This is a genomic window from Micromonospora sp. R311, assembly GCF_056780015.1.
On sequence record NZ_JBSWCE010000027.1, the window covers coordinates 44,134 to 64,629 of the forward strand.

The window sequence follows — 20,496 nt, forward strand, 5'->3', positions numbered from 1 at the left end:
ACCGACCAGTCTCCACCGGCCTCGTTACGCCGACGTTACGCGAATCTCCCGCCGATCGTCCGGCCGCGTCCCGCCGCCCGGGCGGGTCGCCGGTGGTGGGCCGCCCCGCCGCGCGCGGCCCTCGGTGCGGGGCCGTCGCCGTGCGGACGGGCCGCCGGAGGGTGGCGCGGTCTCGCGCCGCCCGCCGTGTCGGGCCCGTGCCGCTGGGGCAAGATGAGGGCATGCCGACCCTGCGTCTCGCCCTGTGCCAGGTCAACCCGACCGTCGGCGACCTCGCCGGCAACGCCGGCCTGGTCCGCAGCTGGACCCGTCAGGCCGCCGACGCCGGCGCCCAGCTCGTCGCGTTCCCGGAGATGATGCTGACCGGCTACCCGGTCGAGGACCTGGTCTTCCGGCGGTCCTTCGTGGCGGCGTCGCAGGCCGCCCTGCACCGGCTCGCCGCCGACCTCGCCGCGGACGGGCTGGGCGAGCTGGCGGTCGTCGTCGGCTACCTGGACGCCGACGGCCCGCCGCAGGTCGCCGGGGACGCCGAACCGGGCCGGGGCGCCCGCAACGCCGCCGCCCTGCTGCACCGGGGCGAGGTGGCGGCCACCTACTTCAAGCACCACCTGCCCAACTACGGGGTGTTCGACGAGGACCGCTACTTCGTCCCGGGCGAGATGCTGACCGTGGTGCGGGCCGGCGGGGTGGACGTGGCGTTGACCATCTGCGAGGACCTGTGGCAGGCCGGCGGCCCGTTCGCCGCCGCCCGGCAGGCCGGCGTCGGCCTGGTCGTCAACATCAACGGCTCGCCGTACGAGCTGAACAAGGACGACATCCGGCTGCCGCTGGTCCGCCGCCGGGCCGTCGAGGCCGGCGCGGCCATCGCGTACGTGAACATGATCGGCGGCCAGGACGAGCTGGTCTTCGAGGGCGACTCGATGGTGGTCGGCGCCGACGGCGAGCTGCTCGCCCGGGCCCCGCAGTTCGTCGAGCACCTGCTGCTGCACGACCTGGCGCTGCCCGCGGCGGCCGAGCCGGCCGGCTCCGACGGCGAGCTGGCCGACGGGTTGCGGGTGGTGCGGGCCGCGATCGGCGACCTGCCGCCGCTGCCCGCCGGGCCGGCGGCGACCGGCGGGCTGATCGCCCCGGTCGCCGACGAGGCCGAGGTGTGGCAGGCGCTGGTGCTCGGCCTGCGCGACTACGTCAACAAGAACCGGTTCCCGTCGGTGGTGCTCGGCCTCTCCGGCGGCATCGACTCGGCGGTGGTGGCCGCGCTGGCCGTGGACGCGCTCGGGCCCGACCGGGTGGTCGGGGTGTCGCTGCCCAGCCAGCACTCCTCCGAGCACAGCAGGGAGGACGCGGCCGAGCTGGCCAAGCGCACCGGGCTGGACTACCGGACCGAGCCGATCCAACCGATGGTCGACACGTTCCTGGCCAACATGTCGCTGTCCGGGGTGACGGTGGAGAACCTCCAGGCCCGGGTGCGCGGGGTGATCCTGATGGCGCTGTCGAACCAGGAGGGCCACCTGGTGCTGACCACCGGCAACAAGAGCGAGCTGGCGGTCGGCTACTCCACCCTCTACGGCGACTCGGTCGGCGGCTTCAATCCGGTCAAGGACGTGTGGAAGACGCTGATCTGGCGGCTGGCGAAGTGGCGCAACGCCGACGCGACCCGCCGCGGCGAGACCCCGCCCATCCCCGAGCACTCGATCGGCAAGCCGCCGAGCGCCGAGCTGAGCCCGGGCCAGCTGGACAGCGACACCCTGCCCGACTACGACGTGCTCGACCCGATCCTGATCGGCTACGTCGACGGCGACCTGGGCCGGGACGGGCTGGTCGAGTCCGGCCACGACCCGGCGGTGGTCGACAAGGTGCTGCGGATGGTGGATACCGCCGAGTACAAGCGCCGCCAGTCCGCGCCCGGCACGAAGATCTCGATGAAGGCCTTCGGCCGGGACCGGCGGCTGCCGATCACCAACCGGTGGAGGGAGAAGGGCTGAGGCGGCTCGTCGGCCCGCGGCGCGGGGCGGCCGCGAGCGGCCCGCCCCGCCGGCCGGGAGTGAAATCCTCCACTGCGCTCTGCCGCCGCCCGGTCGTCCGGTGCGACGATCGCGGCGGAACCCGGGGACCGCGCACGCGGCCTCGAGGAAGGAGAGAGTCATGGTGGAGTCCACCCCGACCGAGGTGACCGCCCTCTACGGCGGCCCGGCCACCCGGCGGGTCCGCACCCGCGACCTGATCGCCGCCAAGGAACGCGGCGAGCGGTGGGCGATGCTCACCTCGTACGACCAGTACACCGCGTCGATCTTCGACCAGGCCGGCATCCCGGTGCTGCTGGTCGGCGACTCGGCGGCGAACAACGTGTTCGGCTACGAGACGACCATCCCGGTGACCGCCGAGGAGCTGCTGCCACTGGTCCGCGCGGTGGTCCGCGCCACCCGGCAGACACTGGTCGTCGGTGACCTGCCCTTCGGCTCGTACGAGGAGGGCCCGACACAGGCGCTGCGCACCGCGGTGCGGTTCATGAAGGAGGGCGGCTGCCACGCGGTGAAGCTGGAGGGCGGCCGGCGCTGCGCGGCGCAGATCGCGGCGATCACCGGCGCCGGCATCCCGGTGATGGCGCACATCGGCTTCACCCCGCAGAGCGAGCACGCCCTCGGCGGCTACCGGGTGCAGGGCCGCGGCGACGCCGCCGACGAGGTGATCGCCGACGCCCGGGCGGTGGCCGAGGCGGGCGCGTTCGCGGTGGTGCTGGAGATGGTGCCCGGCGAGGTGGCCAAGCGGATCACGCACGAGCTGCGGATCCCGACCGTGGGCATCGGCGCCGGCCCGGACACCGACGCCCAGGTGCTGGTCTGGCAGGACATGGCCGGGCTGCGCACCGGCAAGGCGCCGCGCTTCGTGAAGCGCTACGCCGACCTGGCCGGCACCCTCGCCGACGCCACCCGCCGGTTCGCCGACGAGGTGCGTGGCGGCGACTTCCCGGCTGCCGAGCACACCTTCTGATCCGTCCGCACCGGTGGGGCGCCACCGCCCCACCGGTGCCCCGGGGCACGTCGTGATCGTCTGCTGCTCAGCAGGTGACGACCGGGTGACCGGCCCGGCCCGGCGTCATCCGATCACGGGCGACCTGGGCTCAGACGTCGGTGACGCGGATGCCGGCATGCGCCTTGTAGCGCTTGTTGATGGCGATCAGGTTGGCGGTGAACGCCTCGATCTGGTGGGCGTTGCGCAGCCGGCCGGCGTAGATGCCCCGCATGCCGGGGATCCGGGCGGCGAGCGCGGCGACCACCCCGGCGACCTCCCGGTCCTCGGTGCAGATCAGCACGTCCAGGTCGATCCGGTCGATCTCCGGATCGGCCAGCAGCGGGGCGCTGACGTGGTTGAACGCCGCGCAGACCCGGGAGGAGGGCAGCAGCCCGGCGGCCTGCTGGACCGCGCTGCCCTCGGGGACCGGCAGCGCGTACGGGCCCTGCTTGTCGAAGCCGAGCGGGTTGACGCAGTCCACCACGATCTTGCCGGCGAGCGGCTCGGCGAGGGCGGCGACGGTGGCCGCGTGCCCGTCCCACGGCACCGCGATGACGACCACGTCGCTGCGCCGGGCCACCTCGTCGTTGTCGGCGCCGGTGACGCTCGTCCCGGCCGGCACGCCGGGCAGGGCGGCGATCTCCTCGGCGGACCGCGCGGCCCGCTCGGCCGACCGGGAGCCGATCAGCACGGTGTGGCCGGCCCGGGCGAACCGGTAGGCGAGCCCCCGCCCCTGGTCGCCGGTCCCGCCGATGATGCCGACGGTCAGCCCGGACACGTCGGGCAGTGCGCTCGCGTCGTATGCCATGCGGTCATCCTCGCAAACCCGCCGGCCCGGCAGGAGCGTCCGGCGCTGTGACAATCCCCGCTGCCCCCGGGCACGCTCAGGCGCGTTCGAAGACCACCGAGCGGGCGACCGGGTCGGCGGTGACCAGCCGGACCCGGACCCGCTCACCGAGCGGCAGCTCGCCGGTGCAGCGGGCGCGCACCGGCGGGTCGTCCAGCGCCACCGTGCCGCCCGGCGGCCGGCCGGGCCGGCTCCGGCCGTTCGGCGACGCGTCGACGTCCAGCACCGCGGCGTCGAAGGTCTCCCCCACCCGGTGCGCCAGCAGCACCGCCTCGGCCAGCTCGATCGCGCCCCGGGTGGCCGCCGAGGCGGTCCGGTCGGTCGTGGCCATCACCTCCGGCAGCCGGGGCAGCGCCGCGCGGGCCCACTCCGGCACCGGCCGGCCCTCGTGCAGCGCCAGGCAGACCTCCGTGGCGTACCGGTCGGCCAACCGGCGCAACGGCGCCGTGACGTGGGCGTACGCGGCCGCCACCCCGCCGTGTTCCGGCTGCTCGGGAACCTCGCCGTCGAAGGCGGTGTACGCGGCCCCGCGCATCAGCTCGGCGGCCTGGTCCACGAAGGCCGCCGACCGGGGTTGCGACGGGTCCAGCCCGGCGATCACCTCGCCGGGGCCGGCGCCGTCCGGCCAGTGCACGCCCAGCGGGGCGGCGGCGGCCCGCAGCCGCTGCACCGCCTCGGGCTTCGGCGCCGGCATCGTCCGCAGCAGGCCGACCCGGCCGGCCAGCATGATGTCGGCGGCGGCCATCCCGGTCAGCAGGGAGATCTGGGCGTTGTGCTCCTCCATCGGCACCGGCCCGCGCAGCACCAGCCGCCAGCCGTCGCCGTCGGCCTCCACGTCCTGCTCCGGCAGCGGCAGGTTGATCGCCCCCCGGCGCAGCCCGCGGGCGGTGAGCAGCGCGCCGAGTTCCGGCAGCAGGGCGATCGGGTCGGGCAGCCGTCCGGCGTCGGCGTCGGCCTGGACGCCGGTGTAGTCGAGCTTGGCCCGGCTGCGGACCAGCGCCCGTTCCAGCTCGACGGCGACGGTGGCGCCGTCGGTGTCCAGGTCGATCGTCCACACCACGGCGGCCCGGTCGACGTCCGGCAGCAGGCTGGCCGCGCCCTCGCTGAGCGTCTCCGGATGCAGCGGCACGTTGCCGTCGGGCAGGTAGACGGTCTGCCCCCGCCGCCAGGTCTCCTCCTCGAGCGCGCCGCCGGGGCGTACGTGCGCGGCCACGTCGGCGATCGCGTACCGCACCCGGTAGCCGCCGCCGGGCCGGCGGGTGAGGCACATCGCCTGGTCCAGGTCGCGGGAGGTGGCCGGGTCGAGGGTCACGAACGGGACGTCGGTGCGATCGACGGGCGGGCGCGGCGGGGCGGCCGCGGCGGCGTCCGCCTCGCGCTGCGCCGCGGCCGGGAACTCCTCGGGGAGTCCCAGCTCGCGGCGCAGCGCGCCGAAGTCGATGCGGGGCGCGAGTACGCGTCGGATGACCACGGGTCAATCCTGACAGCGCGGCGGTTGATCCGCTTCCCCGGCGCGGGCGGGTCAGCGGGGGCCGGTCAGCCGGCGGCCCTCCGGGCGGTGGTCCGGGTGCCGCGGGCCGACGTCGTACGCCCGGCCATCTTCGTCGCCGGTGTCTTCACCGCGGTGGTCTTCTTCGCCGGCGCCTTCTTGGCCGGGCCCGCCTTGCGGGCGGTCGCGGAGGTGGCCGTCGCCTTCTTCGCGGGCGCCTTCCTGGCCGGGGCCTTCTTCGCCGCGGCCGTGCGGGCGGTGCCGGCCGGACGGGTCGGCGCGGTCTTCTTGGCGGCGGTCTTCTTGGCGGTGACCTTCTTCGCCGGAGCCTTCGCCGCCGGCGCCTTCGCCGGGGCCTTCTTCGCCGCCGTGACCTTCTTCGCCGGGGCCTTCTTCGCCGGCGCTTTCTTCGCCGTGACCTTCTTCGCCGGCGCCTTCTTCGCCGTGACCTTCTTCGCCGGCGCCTTCTTCGCCGGAGCCTTCGCCGCCGTGGTCTTCTTCGCGGCGGTGGTGGTCTTCTTCGCCGCCGCGGTGGTCTTCTTCGCCGTGGAGCTGACCTTCTTCGCGGGCGCCTTCGCCGCCGCCGTGGTCTTCTTCGCGGTGCCGGTGGTCCGGGCCGCCGCCTTCTTGGCCGGCGCCTTCGCGGCGGTCTTCCTCGCCGCCGCCTTCGTCGCCGCGGTGGTGGCCTTGGCCGCGGCCTGCCGGGCGGGGGTCGACTTCGCGGTCTTCTTGGCCGGCGCCCGGCCGGCGCCGGCGGACGCCTTCTTGGCCGCCGTGGTCGCGGCGGCCCGGCGCGCGGGCGTGGTACGGCTGGCGCCGGTGTTCCGCTCCGCCGCGGCGGTCTTCTTCGCGGTGGTCCGTTTCGTGGCCGGGCGGGTGGCCTGCTGTGCTTGGGCCATCTCGGTTCCCTCCTTGGGGACGTGCTCTCGCGTGCCTCCTCGCGGAGCACGGAGTACCTCGACGCGGGCCGTCCCGCGCCGCCTATCTGTCCTCCCCGGCCCAGCGGGCGTCCTCGGCGTCCCACGCTTCGTTGCGCTCCCGCACCTGCTGCAGCGCGTTCTCCGCGTCGGCGGCTGAGGCGTACGGTCCGAGAACGTGCTTGGCAGGGCACACGTCGGCATCGGTCTCGACCCGGTGGTGTCGGGTGCACCAGTAGTAGTGCCCACCACTCCCGCTGTCGCTCATGGGATCACTGTGCACCGCGAATCGCCCGGCCGCCACCGGAACACCGCAAATCTCCGTCTTCTCCACAGTAGACGTGCCGGCCGGCCCGACGGGCCGGAACTGCGAAAACGGGTGCCCGGCAGGGACGGCGGCGGGATCGGCTGGACGACCGGCTCCGGTACGCCCCGGCGCCACCGCCCGACCTCATGATCGATGCGGTGCCCGACCCTGCCCGGCCGGGCGGGAACCGGGTGGCGCCGCCGGCCCGGGTTAGGGTCTGCGGATGGGCGTACCGGACTACATCCTGCGGATGCGCAAGCACGTCGGCCACGACCTGCTGTGGCTGCCGAGCGTCAGCGCGGTGGTCCGCAACGCCGCCGGCGAACTGCTGCTCGGCCAGCGCGCCGACGACGGGCGCTGGTCGGTGGTCAGCGGCTTCGTCGAGCCGGGCGAGCAGCCGGCCACCGCGGTGGTCCGCGAGGTGTACGAGGAGACCGGCCTGGACGTCGAGCCGGTGCGGCTCAGCAGCGTCGTCTCGCACCCGCACACGTACCCGAACGGCGACCGCTGCGAGTACCTCAACCTGGGCTTCCACTGCCGCCTGCTCGGTGGCACGGCCCGGGTCAACGACGACGAGTCGGTGGCCGTGCGGTGGTTCCCGATGGACGCGCTGCCGGCGCTGGACGCGCACGCCCGCACCGTCGTCCGGCGCGCCCTGGCCGAGGAGCCGGCGGCCTGGTATTTGCCGCCGGGCACGGCCTGGACCGACGACGTCTGAGCCGGCCCCCTCGCCGCGGCCCGTCGGGCCGCGGGCCACAATGTGGCGTGGACAGCGAGGTGCGCCGCTACCTGACGGACCTGGTCGGGGTGGCCCGTGACGTGCTCGGCGACGATCTGGTCGGCGCGTACGCCGCCGGCTCGGTCGGCCTGGGGGCCTACCAACGCGGCCGCAGCGACGTCGACGTGGCGCTGGTCTGCGCCGAGCCGCTCGACGCGGACCGCGAGCGCCGGCTGGTGGCCGGGCTCCGGCACGAGGCGCTGCCCTGCCCGGCGCGCGGGCTCGAACTGGTCGTCTACACCGCGAAGGTCGCCCGCTCCGGCACCCCGGAGCCCGGGTTCGAGGTCGAGCTGAACACCGGGGCCCGGATGGACTTCCGGGTCACCTGGGACCCGGCCGACCGGCCCGCCGCGGACGGGCGGTTCTGGTACGGCCTGGACCGCAGCATCCTGCACGAGTGCGGGCACGCGCTGCTCGGGCCGCCGGCCGCCGATGCCTTCGCCGACCTGTCCCCGGCGGACCTGCGCCGGCTGCTGGTCGACGCGCTGCGCTGGTGGCTCGCGCTGCCCACCCCGCCCGGCGACGGCCCCGCCCCCGGGGCGGAGGACGCGGTGCTCGGCGCCTGCCGGTCCCTGGCGAAGGTCCGGCACGGTCGGTGGTTGTCGAAGGCCGCGGCCGGTCGCCGGCTGATGGCCGACGGCTGGGCGGCGGACGCTGAGCCGGCCGACCTGATCGAACGGTCGATCGCGGCCCGCGCCGGTGGCCCGCCGCCGAGCGGTCCCGAGGCCCGTGCCTTCCAGCGCCGGGTGCTGGCCGAGATCAGCGCCGGCGCGGAGTGACCCGGGAGTCGGATCAGGACGGCCGGGTGACTGGTTCGGGCGCGGCGAGGCCAGGCTCCGGCGCTGCCCGCCCGCGCGCGGCCCGGATCGCCCAGGCCAGGGCGTAAGGGGTTAAGGCGAGGTAGAGCAACGGCTCCAGCAGGACCGCGTCGGTGATCAGGAAGATCTCCTGGCCGGTCGGCCGGGGCAGCCCCAGTGCCGAGTCGGTGTAGCAGACGAGGAGCCACAGCGGGGCGGAGACCGGGTCGAGGCTGTCGCCCTGCGGCACCCCGTCCACGACGCTCTCCGCGTCGGTCGGCACCTGACCCAGCACGGCGAGGATCGTCGCCGCGTCGGCGACGGCGATCGCACCCAGGACCCCGAGCCACCAGGCGGCGCGGACGCGGCCCCGCCCGGCCAGCCGGGCCGCCCCGCGCAGGACCAGGGCCAGGCCGGCGAGCCAGAGCACCAGGCCGGGCGCGACCCGGGCCGGCGCGTCGGCGTAGTCGAAGACGACGGAGCCGAGCACCGCGACGGTCAGCGCGACCGGTGCGACGATGCCGAACGTCGTCCGCCATCCGGCGCGGGGCGAACCGGCCCGGGCGAGCCGGTCCGCGAGCAGCGCGAGCCCCACCGCCCCGGCGGCGGTGACCGCGGAGGCGATCGGCAGTTGCAGCTCGTACGCCCAGAGGCCGCCTCGCCAGCTCAGCACCTGGACCACCGTCCCCATCACCACCAGTCCGGCGAACACGACGCCGGCGCCGGCCGCCGGGGCGAGCAGCAGCGGCAGGACGGTACGGAGCAGCCGGCGGCCGATCGGGACGTGGTCGGCGGCGTCGACGCCGGAGGGGCGGGCGGCGAGGCTGGCGGCGAAGCGCAGCATCGGCAACCGCTGCCGCCGTTCGGCGAGGACGTGCAGTTCGGCGTCCCACTCCCGGCGCAGGTCGGCCCGGAACTCGACCGGCCAGCGGCGCTGCGCGACCGCGAGCAGCAGCTCGACGACGCGGCGGGTCACCACGCCGGCGCCCCGGTCGGCTCGGCGCCACCGCGGACCGGGCGGCCCGGTGCCAGCGCCCGCAGCTCGGCGAGGGTACGCCGGGCGGCGACCACCCCCTCGGCGGTGAGCCGGTAGTAGCGTCGCGCCGGTCGGCCCACCGTGGACGGATCGACCGACTCCCACTCGGCGGTGAGCCAGCCCGCCGACCGGAGGCGGTGCAGCACCGGGTAGAGGGTGCCGCTGGGCAGCTCCGTCATGGCCATCAGGTCCAGGCCGTAGCGCTCGGCGTCGGGCTCGGCCAGCAACGCGGCGAGCACCCGCGCCACCGGAATCGTGATCCGCACGCCGGCACTATATCGGAACTCTATATAGGGGTGGGGGCCCTGCGGTTTCCGCCCGTCGGGCCCCCACCGGTCAGCCGGTCAGGCGGTCACCCGCTCCACCGGGATCCACAGCTCCGCGTCCGCCTGCTTGCCGTCGGCGGAGAGCCGGGTGCGGGAGATCTCCGGCCCGGGCCGGGCCCGGTACGGGTTGGACGGGAACCACTGGGTGAACACGTCCCGCCACAGGTACTGCAACGCCTGCGGGAATTCCCCGGAGGTCCCGAAGACCGCCCAGTCGCCCGCCGGCACGGTCAGCGCGTCCAGGTCGGCGGGCGCGTCGGCGCCGGTCACCACGCCGTGCCAGTAGTCCAGCTCGGTGCCCTCCGCCCGGCTGCCGGCCAGGTTGTCGCTGACGTTGACGATGCCCTGCGGCTCCTGGTCGGACAGCGACTCGATCCGGCGTACCGTCTCCGGGTCGATGCCCTTGACGAAGGCGACGATCGCGGGATTCATCCCCTCGTGCACCAGCGGTACCCGGGCCTTGCGGCCCACCAGTCGGAACTCGTCCTTGCGCACGATCCGGTATCGCATACTGCTGCTCCCTTCCACGACGAGACGGAAGGACATCCGGGGCTGGGAGCGCAGCGCCGCCCCCGTACGCCGGGCCTCGCCGGGGCCCACGCCGTGCACGGCCTGGAACGCCCGGGCGAACGCCTCGGTGGAGCCGTAGCCGTAACGGACCGCGATCTCCAGCAGCGTCCGCTCCCCCGCGAGCACCTCGGCGCCCGCGACCGTCAGCCGCCGGCGGCGGAGGTACTCCGACAGCGGCATGCCGGCGAGCGCGGAGAAGAGCCGCCGGAAGTGGTACTCCGACGTCACCGCGATCCGTGCCAGTTCGGCCACCTCGATCCGCTGGTCGAGGTGGCGCTCGATGTGCTCCATGGCCTGGTTCAACCGCTCCAGCACCCCGGTCTCCTTCCCTTTCGAGCAGCAACGCTAGGCGGGGCGCGGCGGTGCCGACCCGACATCTGGTGCCCGGATCGGTCGGGGCGGTGGCGGGCCGCCTGGGGGTGCGGGGCGCGGTCAGGAGGCGGGCAGCCGCCAGATTCCGGCGTGCCGCGGGTCGCTCAGGTAGCGCGCCCGGCGGACCTCCTCCGGCCGCGGCGGCCAGTCGCGGTAGGGCAGGTACGCCACCCGCCAGGCGACGACCAGGAAGACGTACGCCCCGATGCCGGTCAGGCAGAACAGGGCGTCCCGGCGACGGTACGAGGCCAGCGGCGCCAGCCATGCCGTCACGAGCGCCGGCAGGACGCCCCCCGGCCAGCACCCGCAGCAGGTCGCTGCCGGTCGCGTCCTGCACGGCCGTCGCCAGCGCGACGGCGGGGAGCAGCACGGCGACATCCAGCACCGCGGCCCGCAGCAGCCGGTGCGTACGACTGGGTACCGGGTCGGACACGACCGCAGTGTAGAGCCGGCCGCCCGGCGCCGATCGCCTGCGGACGGTGATGCGTGCGGCGTCAGGGCCACGTCCTGGCCTGCGCGTCGAAGACCTCCGGCGGGCTCTCCACCGGCAGGACGCAGACCAGGTGCCCGCCCGGCACCCGCAGCACCCGGCACTCCTGCCACCGGGTCACCTCGGTCGCGCCGAGGGCGACCAGGCGCGCGGTCTCGGCGTCGACGTCGTCGGTCTCGAAGTCGAGGTGGAACCGAGGTGCGTCGTCGACCGCCTGCACCGCGGTGACGATCCCGGGCAGGGCGCCGTGCAGGCCGATGAACTGCGGATACTGCGGGTCCACCTCGGTGGGCACGCCGAGCGCAGCCGACCAGAAGGCGGTCGCGCGGTCGGCTTCGGGGGTGTCGATGAGGAGGGCGTAGACGCGGCTTCGATGCATGCGAGGCAAGGGTAGTGGCGCGGCCGGAACCTGTCCGTCCCGCTCCGAACGGGCCTAGTCGTCCTCATAGAGCCGGCGGTGCCACCAGGGCAGCGGCTGCCCGCGCCAGTCCCGCCAGCGGCGCAGGTCGGGCTGCGGCAGCGTACGGCCAGCTCCGAGGCCGCCCTGATCCGCCGGTCACCGGCGCCCGGTCACCCGACAACCCTGTGCAGGAAGGCGGTGACACTGGCCGTGGTTCGCTCGATCTTCTCCGCCAGCGTGATCGACTCGTCGATGCGCCGTCCGGCGTCCTTCTTGCCGCGCAGGTAGAGCGAGCAGGCCAGGTCGGTGCAGATGTAAACGCCGACGGAGTTCCCCTGCCGACCGTCCTTCCCGGCCTTGCGCGCGGTCATCAGCGAGACGCCGTCTCCGGTGTGCGTGGTCAGGCAGAACGAGCACATGCTCCGCCGGACCCGGCCGGTCTGGGGTGCCACCCGCAAGGCCACCCCGACCAGCCCCGCGCCGGACTCGGCGACCAGGTAGGCACGCTCTCCCGCGGACGGGTCGCGCCACCCGAGGAAGTCGAGGTCGTCCCAGGGGCGCTCCGCCAGGTCCTTTGGCACGGCCAGGCGCTTCGCCTCGCCCTTGGTGCAGTTGACGAAGGAGGCGCGGATCGCGGACTCGGTCCTTGGTAGCATAGGATCCAGCCTAACCTCATTAGGCAAGCACTTAAAACGACTAGGTGTGGGGTGCGGCACATGACGCGTGCGGGGCTCTCCGCCGAGCGCCTGACCCTCGCGGCGGCGGAGTTGGCCGACGAGGTCGGCTTCGAGAACGTCACGGTCTCGGCGCTCGCGCGCCGCTTCGGCGTCAAGGACGCGAGCCTGTACTCCCACATCAAGAACGCGCAGGACCTGCGGATCAGGGTGGCGCTGCTGGCCCTGGCGGAACTCGCCGACCGGGTCGCCGCCGCGCTCGCCGGCCGCGCCGGCAAGGACGCGCTGGTGGCCTTCGCCAACGCCTACCGGGACTACGCGAAGCGGCATCCGGGCAGGTACGCCGCGATGCAGCAGGAGTTCGACCCGGAGACGGCGGCCGCCAGCGCGGGCCCCCGGCACGCGGAGATGACGCGGGCGATCCTGCGCGGCTACCGGCTGTCCGAGCCCGATCAGACGGACGCGGTACGGATGATGCACAGCACGTTCCACGGATTCGTGACCCTGGAGCGGACGGGGGGCTTCCGGCACCATCCGCGGACGGCGGACGCCTCGTGGTCCCGGTCCCTGGACGCCCTCGACGCCCTGCTCAGGAACTGGCCGCCACAGTGAAGCCTGGCGAAGAACGACACGTGACCCATCCCCCGGCGCCCGGTCCGCTACACCACCCGCCCGGCGTCAAGGGCGGCACGTCGATGGCCTACGGCCACCCTTGACCCCGCCCGGGGCGCCGCAGTCCTGGGCACCTGTCCGGGGGATGGGGACATACTGGCGGCCACCTTCCGCCGAGGGTGCTGGTGCGCGTCGCAGAGTCCGGGCTCCTGGCCGTAGTGAGCGGATGAAGAGGGTTTGGGTCAGCCTGGGGCGAGGAGGCAGAACTCGTTGCCCTCCGGGTCGGCGAGGACCGTCCACGGGACGCTCTCGCCCAGGTCGATGGGGGTGGCACCGAGAGTTCGCAGTCTGGCCGCCTCGGCCTCCAGGTCGTCACCGGGATATGGGCGGACGTCGAGATGGACGCGGTTCCACACGGTCTTCACGTCGGATGTGCGGACGAACCGCAGATATGGGCCGACGCCCTTGGCGGAGCGCAGTACCGCGTTGTGGTCGGTCACCTCGTGGAGGGTCCAGTCCGTGGCCGCGCTTCAGAAGCGGGCCATGGCTCGCGGATCCGCGCAGTCGACCACTACCGCGGCGATCGGTCCGGTGTCCCGGTAGAGCGGTCGCGCGTCCAGCACGCAGAACTCGTTGCCCTCCGGGTCGGCCATGACCGTCCACGGGACGTCGCCCTGGCCCACGTCGGCGGGTGTTGCGCCGAGATCCTTCAGGCGCGCGACCACCTCCGCCTGATGGGCCGCCGAGGTGATGGCGAGGTCGACGTGCACGCGGTTCTTCACCGTCTTGGGTTCCGGGGAGGCGATGAGGTCGATGCAGACGGCGACGGGGTCGGGGGAGACGAAGCCCTCGGGTTCGAGGTTGGTCACGCCGGGTCCCTCGCTGGAGACTCCCCAGCCGAGCGCCTCCGCCCAGAAACCGCCCAGCGCGGAGTCGTCCCGAGCCTTCATTTTGATTTGCACGAGCCGCGTTGCCATCCCGACGATGCTAAGGCCTGTCGCTGGGACCCCCGCGGTGGGGACACATTCGCGTCGCTTCCGGTCACGACGACTGGACCCGAACCATCCCGGGCCATCCCGGGCCATCCGTGGGCCGGTAGCCGTGACATGCAGCGGTCAGGGCGTCGAACGCGAACCGATGAGGACCACCAACGACCATAGATAGCCGGATATACGCTGAGGTCGCAGCCTCGATCGAGGCTGCGACCTGGTGGGCGACGGACGAGTCGACCTGTACGCCGGATTCTAGTGACGATATAGCCTCTGAGCTGGGCGAATGCCACCACTCCCCCACGTCAGGCCGTCTCGGGGCCGTCAGCTGGGTCGGGCCGGAAGAGTCGATCGATGGGGTTCCGGGTGCGTTCCTTCCGCTGCTCCATGACGCTCAACTCCGCGAGTCCCACCCGGTGCTCCTCCCGCCTGGCTACAGACGAAAAGAGGGCCGGGCCGACCAGGTGTCAAACGTCAACCGAGGCCCGCCGTGTCAACCATCAACGGCGCAGGACAGCCGGCCGCCGGCGAAGTGGACGCTCCTATTTTCCGCAAGTCCTGAGCCGGTGTCAGACGGGGTAGTCGGTCCGATGAGCGTAGGTGAGCTGGCTCGGATCGAGGCCCCACGCTGTGAGCACCTGGTTGAGCTTCATCTCGTCTTGAGCGTGCGCGGTCCGCACGTCGGTCATACCGTCACCTGGCCCGACGCACCAGCCGTTGTCGATGTAGCTGGCTTCGAACTCACGGTGGAAGAGGTTGAACCCGTGGCCGGTAGCGGCGGGGGTCTGTAGGGGGTAGATCGCGATCCAGGCGCGGCGGTCGGGCCGGGAGGCGGGAACCTCCGCGACGAGTAGCTGCCCGCGCCGGAGCGCGGTGTGCAGTGCCGTGGGCCAGCTGTCGGTCACGGCGATGATTGAAGCATCGCTGGCTCGCTGACGAGGTAGGTGAAGGCTTCGCGGGCGATGTAGCGCTTGAGGCATCGCATGATCTCGGTCTTGGTCTTGCCCTCTGCGGTTCGGCGGGTGACGTAGTCCTTGGTGGGCTGGTGGCAGCGCATGCGGACGAGGGTGATGCGCCAGAGTGCGCGGTTGGCGTCGCGGTCGCCGCCACGGTGTAGGCGGTGGCGGTCGGTCCGTCCGGAGCTGGCTGGGATGGGGGCGACGCCGCAGAGCCGGGCGAAAGCCGCTTCGGAGTGCAAGCGGTGAGGGTTGTCGCCGGCGGTGACGAGGAGTTGCCCGGCGGTGTCGACGCCGACGCCAGGCAGCGCGACCAAATCCGGGGCGGCGGAGGTGACGAGGGCGGCCAGGTGGCCGTCGAGGTCGTCGATCTCCGCCTGGAGGGCGAGCCAGCGTCGGGCGAGGCTGCGCAGCGCAACCTTCGTGGCGGCCACCGGGTCAGACACTCTGCCAGGCCGCAAAGCGGCGCAGACAGGGATGCGTTTCTTGCCGGCCAGCCCGCGCACCAGTTCTCTCACGGGTTCGGGGGCCGAGACGATGAGCGCTTCGACTTGACCTCCGGCTTGAATCCGAGCCTTCATCGCTCCGCGGCGAGCAACGCGCAGAGCCCGGATCATCTCGACCTGGGCGTGACGGGTCTTCGGGGTGCCGCTGGCGCGGCCGGACAGGACCGCCCGGGCGGCGGACTCGGCGTCGATGGTGTCAGTCTTGCCGATCCGGCGGCGGGTGGAGCGGTCCGGGCGGTCGACCTCGACCACGGTCAGGCCGTATTCAGTCAGGAACCGCAGCAACCCGGCGCCGTAACTGCCGCTGCCTTCCAGACCGACCCTGGCAACCGTGCCGAAGGATTCAGCCCAGGTGGCGAGCTGCGCGTAGCCGCGCATCGTCGTCGGAAAGCCTCTGGTGCCCAACACCCGACCGGTCTGGTCCAACACCGCCGCGACGTGCACGTCCTTGTGCGTGTCGACCCCGACGGTCACGTCCTGGTCCTCGCTCACGCTGCCTCCTACCTGCTGCATTGACGGCAAGGCTCGACCACCGCGCACGAGGAGAACGCTGGACAGAACGGGGATGAGGGACGAACCCGAGCTCCTAATCAGGTCACCACGCCGGCCCGTGCAGGTGCCGAGAGAGGTGTCCCCGCCAACCGGGTCGACGGGTCCACATGAGGGCACGAAGCCAGTTCAAAGTCGGGTCAGGCCCGGCCGGCGGGGACACCCTCACAGAATTGTCGGGCTCCACTTGATGCGTTACGGATCGCTGTCACTTGATCCGTGACACGTCCGGCTAGACGATCTTGTTGTTCCTTGTCTCAGGCTACTGGTGTTCAGTCCCAGAAGTTGAACAGCAGCTCGCCGACAGTGGTCGGCTTCCAATAGCCGATCTGGTCGTGCTCGTGGGGGTCGAGGGCGCTCAGGTCGGCCTGTGACAGCGGGGTTCGTAGCTGCTCGACGGTGAGGACCTGGGCGTCGGTCAGGTTGGTGATGGCGGCGGCGAGGTCGGGGTGGTCGACGAACGTGACGGTGACATCGCCGTTGGCTTGGGGGCGGGCGAAGACGATGAACGGCAGGGTGGTGTGCCGCAGCACCGCGATGTGGTGCTCAGCCTGGGTGATGTCGACCGTGTGGAAGTTTGGCGTGACGCCGGCAGGAGTGACGCCGGTGACGGTGGCGTCGATAGCGCGGGCGGCGTGGCGAAGGACGGCGGTGAGGGCCCTGAGGTCTGCTTGGTCGCCGGGTTGCGAATTGAAGCCGGTGGCTCCGGGCGGCAGCTTCATGGTCGGGCTCCGTGGTCGTCGCGGTCGGTGCAGGCTATCCGACGCTGGCGAGGGGGTTCGGGCTTGCGGACCTTGAACCGGGCGATGGGCTTGGTGGTTGTGCGAGGGACTTCGGTGAGGAGTTGGTCGCCGTCGTGGATGCGGAAGGTGGTGTCGGCGTCTTCGACGGTGAGGGTTCGACCGGCGTGGCCGATGCCGACGTGGATTTTCTGGCCGGCGATGACGAGGGCGCCGCGGCTGCTGACGCGTCGTTCGACGCGTTGTGGTTCGGGGGCTGGGGTTGGTGGGGGTCCGGCGGGGCGGGCGTCGCGGATGCGGGCCTGCTCTGGCGGGGTGAGCGGGTTGGGCAGGCTGCGCAGGAGGGTCCGGTCGGCGTCGAGGAGGTGCAGGACGCCGCGGTCGAGGCGGATGGTGACGCGTCGGCCGGCGAGGTGGTAGCCGATGGGGTGTTGCCGGCCGGCGAGGCTGACCAGGCCGATGGGGTTGACGAGCCGGTCGACCTCGACGGGAGCCCCCAGCTTGAGTTGGCCGGCGTTGACCGGGGGCGGCCCGGCGGGGCGGCCGCCGTCGGCGAGGAGCTGGCGCAGGTGGGTGGGGCTGAGCCGGGAGGGGACGGTCTTGAGTCGGACGCCGCCGAGGAGGAGGTGGACGACGGTGGTGTCGACCCAGAGGCCGATGGCGAGTCCGGCCCTGGCTGGGCCGAGCCAGAACTGTTGCCCGCAGACGGCGAGGTTGCCCGAGGCGGGAACGGTGCGGATGATCTCGACGGCGAGGTTGACCGGGTCGACGCCGTTGGCAGCCATGACCAGCGGCGCCGTCGTGGTCGCCGGCTGCTGGTCGTGTGACGGGCGCGGTTTCGGCAGCGCGACCGGTGGCGCCTCATCCGGGTCGGTTCGGGTCGTGGTCAGCGTCGGCGGCAGTCGCAGCGGCAGCGCCTCGGTGGGGCGGGTGGTGAACCTGTCTGCCGGGAAGGCCATGTCCAGGGACTGGTGCGGCCGCCCGGTGTTGTATTCGTGGCGGAAGGCGTTAATGGCCGCCTGGGCTTCCTCCAGGTCCGGCCAGACCTCAACGTCGTCGAGCAGTTCGCGTTGCAGGGTCTGGTGGAACCGCTCGACCTTGCCAGTAGTCGTGGGTGATCGCGGTTTGGTGAGCCGGTGGGTGATGCCGTTCTCCCGGCAGATCCGGTCGAACATCACCTCCCCGCCACCGGCGTTGAATCGGGCGGTGAACTGCTTGCCGTTGTCGGTGAGCACCTCCTCGGGCACCCCGAACCGTTGCAGAGCCTCGGCGAACGCGAGGCAAACGGCCCGGCCGGTGGCCCGAGGAACGACAGCGGCGATGACGCAGAACCGGGAGTGGTCATCCACGCCGGTGACCACCTTGGCCTCCCGGCCGTTGGCGAGCATGACACCGCCGACAATGTCCATCTGCCACAGCTCCATCGGCCGGCCACGTTCCCACCGCCGGTAGTCCTCCCGCCGGCGACGGCGAGGCACGGGATCGATCAGCCCATGCCGAACCAGCACCCGATAGATCGTGCTCAACGACGGAACCGGACCGGGACAACCCCGGCGGCCGAGTTCGTAGCGCAGCCGCCGCTGACCCCACCGGGGATGGTTGCGGCGCAGCTCGCAGATCGCCGACTCGACCGCGGCCGGCATCTGGGCCGGGTGTCCCTGGGGCCGGTGCGAGCGATCCCGCAATCCATCCAAGCCTTCCTCGGCATACCAGCGCAGCCACCGGTGCACCGCCTGCCGGGAGACGCCGAACCGGTCGGCCACCTCCGTCACTGCAAGCCCGGCCTGAACCTCCAACACGGCCCGATACCGCTGTTCGGTCACGCTCATCTCCACCAGCACTCGGCGGAGTGTCACGCATCAAGTGAATCCACCGTGTAACGCATCAACCGGAGTCGGACAACACCCTCACAGAATCCCCGTTCAAAGTTTCTGTACGTCTTCAAGGCGGCCCTTGACGGGCCGCACGCGCCGCCGCCTGGGCGCGCCCCGGCCGCTGCCGCTGTCGCTCTGCGACCGTCACGCCAACGCCCGGCGGCTGGCGCGGAGAGCGGGAAGCCCGGAGGAGCCGCCGCAGAACGACAACCGTTGACCGACTGGCGTGCCGGCAGCCGGCCGGGCCGCGCGGCCAGGACCCGCGCGGCGTAGGGGAGCGCACGCCGGGCCGCCGGCGAACTGGCGGCGGTGGCGGGGTTGCGGTTAGAGCGCCTCCGGCGGGGGCGCTCCGGCTCCAGGATGGCCCAAGATCGTCGGCAGCCGCCGGGTCCATGGGTGGTTGCCGTAGGCCATCCCGCCAGCCATCGACCCGGGCAAGCCGAGCAGACCACCGCCCGGCGCGCCAGCGTCCGAACCTGCGTCAAGGCCCGCTTGACATGGCCCACCGGGCGGCCAGCCCGCTCCCCAGTTGGGCGGGTCGACGGCAGACAGTGATGGCAGGGCATTCGCCAGGACCGGCATAAACGAATGATTAGGGGAACTGAATCGGAGTCTTTGGGAACATCTCAGAGGCGGTATCATGCACACAATCAGCCAGGTCGAACAACTTCTCTCGCGGCACAGACTGCATCAAGTCGCTCGGACTCTTCTCTCGCCCCGTGACGGAGATTCCCTTGCCTCGGACGCATGCCTGCACCGCCTTCATGAGTTCCGGTGACATGAAGGATGCATTGTCCCTCTGATAACCAGCCCGAACGGCGTCAAGATGCTCCGCCTGACATTTCTCGGCGACCTTGAGGGCGTCCTTCACCGACATAACAGGTGACTTGTACAGGAGGATCATCTCATCATTGCCGACCGGGTCCCAACCGAAGTTCTTCTGTTCGACATTCGCCTCAGATAAGCAGACTTCAGTTTTGCGGACCGCTTCCTCATAGTCTTGTCTCGTTACCGGTCCAGTGTTTACACCCTTGCTTGGCGGCACCGGAGACGTCCCGTACGATGGAGCATTCCCGCTGCTCGGCTCGGCATTCGCCGAAGAGCAGGCAGCTAGCACAAGTGGCAGCGCACACACGGCGAGCCTTGCCGAGATTTTCAAGGTGACAAACTCCATCTTCACGACAAGCTTGAGGTCAAAATCTTTAATTAGACGCACCAGTCACCGGCGCCGCAAGCTCGGCAAATTAGCGTGCCATCTCATTCAGTTGAACGCGGTCGCCTGACGGCGCCTCTGTCACCATCCGACGAAAGATCCAGGACGCAGAGTTCGTACGCCTTAAGCCCAATGAGGCCGAACGGAGTTCAGACTACTCACCAATGAACAGCTCCGCCCCAGCAGCCCTCCGGCTGATCTAAACCCGAAAATCGTTGGGCCCGGATCAACCGGAGGGAACTGCACGGCCCCACTGCATATCCTCAACGAACTCGTCGCGTGGTGGCTACTTCCGCATCATCTCACTCGTCCACTAATCGCAGCGACCTGCGTCCGCGCAATTATGGTGGCGTTGGGATTCGACAATCGGGGACACTAGCAACTCGGCTTAAGAATCTCACCAAGCTCAGCAGGGAGCACTGGCGTAGTGGCTCTGTCCCCACTGCTCATTCTCCTGCGTCTTGTGATATACGAGGTACATATTCGGCTCGCTCAGAGAAACGAATCCCGAGGCATGAACGATCTGACCGCCGTCGCAGGAAATAGCCCACAGCCAGGCGTGCCCGGTGCAGCTTCCGGATTCCTTCTGCGTCCATGCGTAGGCGTGGGTGCTGAAGACTCCGCCCGTGTACGTGCAACCACTGCGGGTCTTCGACCAACTGCCTGAATGCGCTTGCGCGGGCACCGCAGCGGCGGTTACCCCGATCATCGCCAGCGCCAACGCGACGACGCCAGTTCGGACAATTTTTGTCCCCGTTGCCATACAGGCTCCTTTTCTTAGACGGCGTAGCGCTCAACGCGCAATACGCCTGTTTCGGACCGCATCTCTGCCAGGATCCATACTCGATCTCTGCCGGGATCCATACTTGTCCACGCCGGCGAGCAGGGCAAGAGCTAATTTACAAGTGGGGTCTGACCAGCGGGATTGCAGATGGCCGGACGATGCGCTAGTGCGCTGACACCGAAGCGTTCACTGGTTTGGTACCGGCTAGTACTGCAACGGCAGTTATGGATGCGCTGTAGTGCATGATGTCTGCCGTGACGA

Annotated in this window: 20 protein-coding genes and 1 pseudogene; 6 read left to right on the top strand and 15 right to left on the bottom strand. The window is 71.7% G+C overall.

The annotated features are described in order from the left end of the window. Positions 1 to 221: 221 nt before the first annotated feature. Both AC1WTP_RS22595 and panB read left to right on the top strand, forming a co-directional pair. Positions 222 to 1,982 (top strand): NAD+ synthase, encoded by a 1,761-nt coding sequence (locus AC1WTP_RS22595; protein WP_481651266.1) that lies wholly within the window; start codon positions 222 to 224, stop codon positions 1,980 to 1,982. Positions 1,983 to 2,142: 160 nt separating this feature from the next. Next, on the top strand, positions 2,143 to 2,988 hold the full coding sequence (panB, locus tag AC1WTP_RS22600) for a 3-methyl-2-oxobutanoate hydroxymethyltransferase (RefSeq protein WP_481651267.1): 846 nt from the start codon (positions 2,143 to 2,145) through the stop codon (positions 2,986 to 2,988). Between the two features lie 130 nt (positions 2,989 to 3,118). Here the strand turns inward: panB and npdG are convergent, their stop codons facing one another. Then, a complete protein-coding gene (gene npdG, locus AC1WTP_RS22605) occupies positions 3,119 to 3,817 on the bottom strand; it encodes an NADPH-dependent F420 reductase (RefSeq protein ID WP_481651268.1) in 699 nt (232 codons plus the stop codon). Between the two features lie 76 nt (positions 3,818 to 3,893). Beyond that, on the bottom strand, positions 3,894 to 5,327 hold the full coding sequence (locus AC1WTP_RS22610; protein WP_481651269.1) for an RNB domain-containing ribonuclease: 1,434 nt from the start codon (positions 5,325 to 5,327) through the stop codon (positions 3,894 to 3,896). Positions 5,328 to 5,423: 96 nt separating this feature from the next. On the opposite strand from AC1WTP_RS22610, the gene AC1WTP_RS22615 reads away from it, so the two are divergent. From AC1WTP_RS22615 to AC1WTP_RS22625, 3 genes are all read left to right on the top strand, one after another. Then, positions 5,424 to 6,422, top strand: coding sequence for a hypothetical protein (locus tag AC1WTP_RS22615; protein ID WP_481651270.1), 999 nt, complete (start codon positions 5,424 to 5,426; stop codon positions 6,420 to 6,422). Between the two features lie 370 nt (positions 6,423 to 6,792). Next, entirely contained in the window at positions 6,793 to 7,287 is a 495-nt protein-coding gene (locus tag AC1WTP_RS22620; RefSeq protein WP_481651271.1) for an NUDIX hydrolase, read from the top strand. Between the two features lie 47 nt (positions 7,288 to 7,334). After that, positions 7,335 to 8,126: a nucleotidyltransferase domain-containing protein gene (locus tag AC1WTP_RS22625; protein WP_481651272.1), complete on the top strand. Its 792-nt coding sequence runs from the start codon at positions 7,335 to 7,337 to the stop codon at positions 8,124 to 8,126. A gap of 13 nt (positions 8,127 to 8,139) precedes the next feature. Here AC1WTP_RS22625 and AC1WTP_RS22630 read toward each other — a convergent pair whose 3' ends face one another. The 6 genes from AC1WTP_RS22630 to AC1WTP_RS22655 all read right to left on the bottom strand — a co-directional run bounded on the left by AC1WTP_RS22630 (position 8,140) and on the right by AC1WTP_RS22655 (position 11,994). Continuing rightward, on the bottom strand, positions 8,140 to 9,123 hold the full coding sequence (locus AC1WTP_RS22630) for a cation diffusion facilitator family transporter (protein ID WP_481651273.1): 984 nt from the start codon (positions 9,121 to 9,123) through the stop codon (positions 8,140 to 8,142). After that, positions 9,117 to 9,446, bottom strand: a complete 330-nt coding sequence (locus AC1WTP_RS22635; RefSeq protein ID WP_481651274.1) for a PadR family transcriptional regulator — start codon at positions 9,444 to 9,446, stop codon at positions 9,117 to 9,119. Before AC1WTP_RS22635 ends, AC1WTP_RS22630 begins: the two co-directional genes overlap by 7 nt. Positions 9,447 to 9,524: 78 nt before the next feature. Continuing rightward, a complete protein-coding gene (locus tag AC1WTP_RS22640) occupies positions 9,525 to 10,391 on the bottom strand; it encodes a GyrI-like domain-containing protein (RefSeq protein WP_481651275.1) in 867 nt (288 codons plus the stop codon). Between the two features lie 117 nt (positions 10,392 to 10,508). Beyond that, positions 10,509 to 10,721, bottom strand: coding sequence for a hypothetical protein (locus tag AC1WTP_RS22645; protein WP_481651276.1), 213 nt, complete (start codon positions 10,719 to 10,721; stop codon positions 10,509 to 10,511). 221 nt (positions 10,722 to 10,942) lie between these two features. Next, positions 10,943 to 11,317, bottom strand: coding sequence for a VOC family protein (locus AC1WTP_RS22650; RefSeq protein ID WP_481651277.1), 375 nt, complete (start codon positions 11,315 to 11,317; stop codon positions 10,943 to 10,945). 191 nt (positions 11,318 to 11,508) lie between these two features. Continuing rightward, on the bottom strand, positions 11,509 to 11,994 hold the full coding sequence (locus AC1WTP_RS22655) for an FBP domain-containing protein (protein ID WP_481651278.1): 486 nt from the start codon (positions 11,992 to 11,994) through the stop codon (positions 11,509 to 11,511). A gap of 60 nt (positions 11,995 to 12,054) precedes the next feature. Between AC1WTP_RS22655 and AC1WTP_RS22660 the strand changes: the two genes are divergently transcribed. Beyond that, positions 12,055 to 12,624, top strand: coding sequence for a TetR/AcrR family transcriptional regulator (locus tag AC1WTP_RS22660; protein ID WP_481651279.1), 570 nt, complete (start codon positions 12,055 to 12,057; stop codon positions 12,622 to 12,624). Positions 12,625 to 12,866: 242 nt separating this feature from the next. On the opposite strand, the pseudogene AC1WTP_RS22665 reads toward AC1WTP_RS22660, so the two are convergent. The 7 genes and pseudogenes from AC1WTP_RS22665 to AC1WTP_RS22695 all read right to left on the bottom strand — a co-directional run bounded on the left by AC1WTP_RS22665 (position 12,867) and on the right by AC1WTP_RS22695 (position 20,214). After that, positions 12,867 to 13,601: pseudogene (locus tag AC1WTP_RS22665) on the bottom strand (VOC family protein). Between the two features lie 581 nt (positions 13,602 to 14,182). Next, positions 14,183 to 14,518 (bottom strand): hypothetical protein, encoded by a 336-nt coding sequence (locus tag AC1WTP_RS22670; protein WP_481651280.1) that lies wholly within the window; start codon positions 14,516 to 14,518, stop codon positions 14,183 to 14,185. Beyond that, positions 14,515 to 15,588 carry an IS110 family RNA-guided transposase gene (locus AC1WTP_RS22675; protein WP_481651281.1) on the bottom strand — a complete coding sequence of 358 codons (1,074 nt, stop codon included), beginning with the start codon at positions 15,586 to 15,588 and terminating at the stop codon, positions 14,515 to 14,517. The genes AC1WTP_RS22670 and AC1WTP_RS22675 overlap by 4 nt, the downstream gene beginning before the upstream one ends. A 308-nt stretch (positions 15,589 to 15,896) precedes the next feature. After that, positions 15,897 to 16,346, bottom strand: a complete 450-nt coding sequence (locus tag AC1WTP_RS22680) for a hypothetical protein (protein ID WP_481651282.1) — start codon at positions 16,344 to 16,346, stop codon at positions 15,897 to 15,899. Then, entirely contained in the window at positions 16,343 to 18,193 is a 1,851-nt protein-coding gene (locus tag AC1WTP_RS22685) for an IS481 family transposase (RefSeq protein ID WP_481651334.1), read from the bottom strand. The genes AC1WTP_RS22680 and AC1WTP_RS22685 overlap by 4 nt, the downstream gene beginning before the upstream one ends. Before the next feature lie 637 nt (positions 18,194 to 18,830). After that, positions 18,831 to 19,418, bottom strand: a complete 588-nt coding sequence (locus AC1WTP_RS22690) for a hypothetical protein (RefSeq protein WP_481651283.1) — start codon at positions 19,416 to 19,418, stop codon at positions 18,831 to 18,833. A 439-nt stretch (positions 19,419 to 19,857) separates the two neighbouring features. Continuing rightward, positions 19,858 to 20,214: a hypothetical protein gene (locus tag AC1WTP_RS22695; protein ID WP_481651284.1), complete on the bottom strand. Its 357-nt coding sequence runs from the start codon at positions 20,212 to 20,214 to the stop codon at positions 19,858 to 19,860. Positions 20,215 to 20,496 lie beyond the last annotated feature (282 nt).

Coding starts and splice junctions, on each gene's coding strand:
- AC1WTP_RS22655 (WP_481651278.1), bottom strand. CDS start 11,994: ATGCTACCAAGGACCGAGTCCGCGATCCGCGCCTCCTTCGTCAACTGC.
- AC1WTP_RS22595 (WP_481651266.1), top strand. CDS start 222: ATGCCGACCCTGCGTCTCGCCCTGTGCCAGGTCAACCCGACCGTCGGC.
- AC1WTP_RS22680 (WP_481651282.1), bottom strand. CDS start 16,346: ATGAAGCTGCCGCCCGGAGCCACCGGCTTCAATTCGCAACCCGGCGAC.
- panB (WP_481651267.1), top strand. CDS start 2,143: ATGGTGGAGTCCACCCCGACCGAGGTGACCGCCCTCTACGGCGGCCCG.
- AC1WTP_RS22695 (WP_481651284.1), bottom strand. CDS start 20,214: ATGGCAACGGGGACAAAAATTGTCCGAACTGGCGTCGTCGCGTTGGCG.
- npdG (WP_481651268.1), bottom strand. CDS start 3,817: ATGGCATACGACGCGAGCGCACTGCCCGACGTGTCCGGGCTGACCGTC.
- AC1WTP_RS22675 (WP_481651281.1), bottom strand. CDS start 15,588: ATGCAGCAGGTAGGAGGCAGCGTGAGCGAGGACCAGGACGTGACCGTC.
- AC1WTP_RS22685 (WP_481651334.1), bottom strand. CDS start 18,193: ATGAGCGTGACCGAACAGCGGTATCGGGCCGTGTTGGAGGTTCAGGCC.
- AC1WTP_RS22620 (WP_481651271.1), top strand. CDS start 6,793: ATGGGCGTACCGGACTACATCCTGCGGATGCGCAAGCACGTCGGCCAC.
- AC1WTP_RS22660 (WP_481651279.1), top strand. CDS start 12,055: ATGACGCGTGCGGGGCTCTCCGCCGAGCGCCTGACCCTCGCGGCGGCG.
- AC1WTP_RS22650 (WP_481651277.1), bottom strand. CDS start 11,317: ATGCATCGAAGCCGCGTCTACGCCCTCCTCATCGACACCCCCGAAGCC.